Origin of the sequence: Gemmatimonas sp., from assembly GCF_044345575.1 — a bacterium.
Classification (GTDB): Bacteria; Gemmatimonadota; Gemmatimonadetes; order Gemmatimonadales; family Gemmatimonadaceae; genus Gemmatimonas.
Genome location: NZ_JBIJAW010000351.1, coordinates 1 through 3395 on the forward strand (window position 1 = coordinate 1; position 3395 = coordinate 3395).

General features: G+C 65.4%; 5 protein-coding genes. 3 read left to right on the top strand and 2 right to left on the bottom strand.

Annotated features, from left to right (window positions below):
* A partial coding sequence (locus ACIQ6O_RS14960; protein WP_396208578.1) for a hypothetical protein occupies window positions 1-193 on the bottom strand: 193 nt, incomplete at its 3' end.
* Window positions 194-509: 316 nt separating this feature from the next.
* Between ACIQ6O_RS14960 and ACIQ6O_RS14965 the strand changes: the two genes are divergently transcribed.
* The 3 genes from ACIQ6O_RS14965 to ACIQ6O_RS14975 are packed head-to-tail and all read left to right on the top strand — an operon-like array spanning window position 510 to window position 2731.
* Complete coding sequence (locus ACIQ6O_RS14965; protein WP_396208579.1) at window positions 510-1313, top strand: TPM domain-containing protein; 804 nt, start codon at window positions 510-512, stop codon at window positions 1311-1313.
* A 37-nt stretch (window positions 1314-1350) separates the two neighbouring features.
* Window positions 1351-2073: a hypothetical protein gene (locus ACIQ6O_RS14970; RefSeq protein ID WP_396208580.1), complete on the top strand. Its 723-nt coding sequence runs from the start codon at window positions 1351-1353 to the stop codon at window positions 2071-2073.
* Between the two features lie 58 nt (window positions 2074-2131).
* On the top strand, window positions 2132-2731 hold the full coding sequence (locus tag ACIQ6O_RS14975) for a LemA family protein (protein WP_396208581.1): 600 nt from the start codon (window positions 2132-2134) through the stop codon (window positions 2729-2731).
* Window positions 2732-2922: 191 nt separating this feature from the next.
* Here the strand turns inward: ACIQ6O_RS14975 and ACIQ6O_RS14980 are convergent.
* Window positions 2923-3395: hypothetical protein (locus ACIQ6O_RS14980; RefSeq protein WP_396208582.1), on the bottom strand; the 473-nt coding region annotated here is incomplete at its 5' end.

Genomic DNA, 3395 nt, shown 5'->3' on the forward strand with positions numbered 1-3395 from the left:
TGCGATCGGCCTTCTGCATGAGCGCGACGTTGGCAACGGAATCGTTGGTCGCGACCGGCACGGCCGCCGTGGTCGACGTGGCGGAATCGGCCTTGGCCGAGCGGGAGGCGGCGTCGGCCCGCCCGCAAGCGGCCGCGGCGCCGATCGAGGCGAAGAGCGCTACCGCGCGCAAAAATTGGGGGAAACGGGCCATCCAAGAAGGGTAGCGGATTCCCGTCGCCCGGGGAGGGGGGGACTGCTTTCGCGGAGGCGCGGAGCTGGCGGAGGGCGCTGACGGGCACCCCACCGAACTTCGAAGATCTCCTCTGCGTGCTCCGCTCCCGCCGCGCCTCCGCGAGAGCTGTTGTCCGCGTGCCTCAATCGTCCCGCTGACACGTATCGGAGGGCTCGTGACACCAAACGCGCCCCGGTGTGGTAGTAGATGCTATGATTCACGCGTGCGAAAGACCGTGATTGATCGAGCCCGTCGTCACCAGCCCGGATGGTATAGGGCTTGGACGTTCGTCGTCGTGTGCAGTCTGTTTCTGCTGACCGGCGTGGAAGCGCATACCCAGCCGCCGCCGTTGCCGCAGCCGGTGGGCTACGTGAACGACTTCGCCAACGTCATTCCGGCCGATGCGGAGCAGCGCATCACGGCACTGGCGGAGCGGCTGAATGCCGCAACGCGCGGCGACATGGTCATCGTCACGCTTCCCGACTTGGGCGGACGTCCGGTGGAGGAGGTCTCTCTCCGACTTGGTCGCGAGTGGAAGATCGGCGCTGATGCGCAGATCGGCGACGCGGCACGCAACGCGGGTGTGGTGATTCTCATCGTCCCCAAGGAAACGGCCACGGATGGGCGTGGTCGCTGCCGGATCGAGACGGGGCAGGGTGCCGAGGGCTTCCTGACCGATGCCACGGCGGGCGCGTTGTGTCGTGAGGCGGCCGATCGCTTTCGGGCCCAGGACTACGCCGGCGCGATCGAGTCGATCGCGTTCGGGGTCGCCGACCGGTATGCCGCGGCATTCAACGTCACACTCGATGGACAACCGCGTGAAGTCCGGCGCTCGCGTTCGCGCGACTCCGGCGAATTCCCGGTGCTGCTGGTCATCATCATCGTGCTTTTTGTCCTCAGCTCGTTCGGTGGCCGACGGCGCCGCGGCTGTGTGGGGTGCATTCCGATCCCGATTCCTGGCCCCACGATGTACGGTGGCGGGTCCAGCTGGGGTGGCGGCGGGTTCGGTGGCGGTTTTGGCGGTGGCGGTGGCGGGGGATTCGGCGGCTTCGGCGGTGGCGGGGGCTTCAGCGGTGGTGGTGGAGGGTCCGACTGGTGATGCCGTTCTTCTTCTCTCGTGAACACAGGCTTCCGACATGGCTTCCAAGACGATGACGTTGGACGAGTTGGTGGCGCAGCTCCGTCAGGTGCATGGCGACGCCCTGCAGGCGGTGGTGCTGTACGGCTCGGCGGCGAGCGGCGAGCAGATCGCGGGCACGTCGGATCTCAACGTGCTGGCCATTGTGTCGTCCATCCGGCTCGATACGCTGCGCGCCCTCGGGCAGACCATGCGAGCGTGGCAGGAAGCCGGCAATCAGCCTGTCCTCGAGATGACCACCGCCGAGTGGCAGTCGTCGGCCGACATCTTCCCCATGGAGTACGCCGATATTCTCGAGCGCCATCGCGTGCTCTACGGAGCGCTGCCGCTCGAGGGGATCGAGGTGTCCCCCTCGGAACTGCGCCTGCAGGTAGAGCAGGAAGCCATGGGAAAGCTGCTGCGGCTGCGTCGCAGCATCATGGTGGCCGGCACCGATCGCGACCGTCAGCAGGAGCTGCTGCGCGCGAGTCTCAGCAGTCTGCTGGTCATCTTCCGCGCGGTAATGCGCTTGCACGGCGAGGCGCCGCCGCGAGACAGTGCGCAGGTCGTCACCGCCGTGAGCGCCCGCTGTGGCTTCGATGGCTCACCCTACCAGCGTGTCGTTTCGCTCAAGCGCGGCACTGCGCTGGCAGGTGGTGAGACCGAACTCGTGCTCGAGGGGTATCTCTCGGGTATGACCACGCTCGTCGGCTATCTCAACACCTTCGGTAGCGCCGCCTAGGTCAGGTGACGGGCTACTGCTATTCACGACCCTCAACATCATCCACCAGGAGCTTTCCGTGTCGTTCTTCCGTCAGTCCCGTCGTCGCGCGATGATCGTCGCGCTCACACTGCCGCTCGCGCTGGGTGCGTGCGGGTATAACACCATTCAGTCGTACGACGAGCAGGCGGCGCAGGCCAAGCAGAACATCGATGCGCAGCTGCAGCGTCGCGCCGATCTCATTCCGAATCTCGTGAGCACGGTGAAGGGGTTCGCGGCGCAGGAAGAGAAGGTGCTCACCGAAGTGACGCAGGCCCGTGCCGGCCTCGTGGGCGCCCTGCAGAAGACCGGTGGCAGCGACCCGGTCGAACTCGCGAACGCCAACCAGCAGCTCACCGGCGCGCTCGGCCGACTCACGGTGGCGATCGAGGCATACCCAGAGCTCAAGTCGAACGAAAACTTCCTGCGTCTGCAGGATGAACTCACGGGTACCGAGAACCGCATTGCCGTGTCGCGCACGGATTACAACACCGCCGTGCGTCAGTACAACGAATACATCCGCAAGTTTCCTGCGGTGCTGACGGCGAAGGCCACGGGCGCGACGCCGCGCGGCTACTTCGAAGTCACCGACGCGGCGGCGCGAACGGCGCCTACCGTTGACTTCTCGGACAAGAAGTGAGAGCTGAGGCTCGAGAGGGAGAATCGAGCGTCCAGCGTGAGACGTGAGCCCGGATCGCAGTGAGAGTTGAGTGTTCTCGCAGTGAGAGTTGAGGTACTCAACTCTCGCCGCTAGCCAGCTCAACTCTCACTGCGATCCGGGCTCAACTCTCATCCGCTCCCGACTCGATTCCACGTCTCAACTCTCGAGACTCACATCCGGTTCTTTTCGTACAGCAGGTTGCGGGGCGACACGCGCCATTCGTACCACCGTGCGATTGGCTGGCCCCCGTTCACGGTGGGGTCGCTCTTCGTGCTGCGAATCTTCGCACGCAGCTTCGTGCCGATGATGTCGTTGCCGTCGTTGGTGGTGTCGGCATCCACGCCGCTGTAGGTGCGATGCTCACTGCCGCGGGTGAACAGCAGGCGCGCCTCGAAGGCCTCGACATTGCCGGCCACGGGAGAGCCGATCGGCTGCCCCGAAGCATCCAGCTTCTGTGCCCGCATGAGCGCCTGTTTGGTCGGGTCGAGGTAGTACAAGACCAGATTGGCCTTCTGAATCGACGTGCCGGAGCGCATGAGCAGCAGGCTGTCGAGTCCCGCGGGCCGATTGGCAATCCTCGAGACGGGAAGGAAGTTCACACGGAACAGCCCGTTCGGACGGTCGGCGACCGACGTCAACAGCA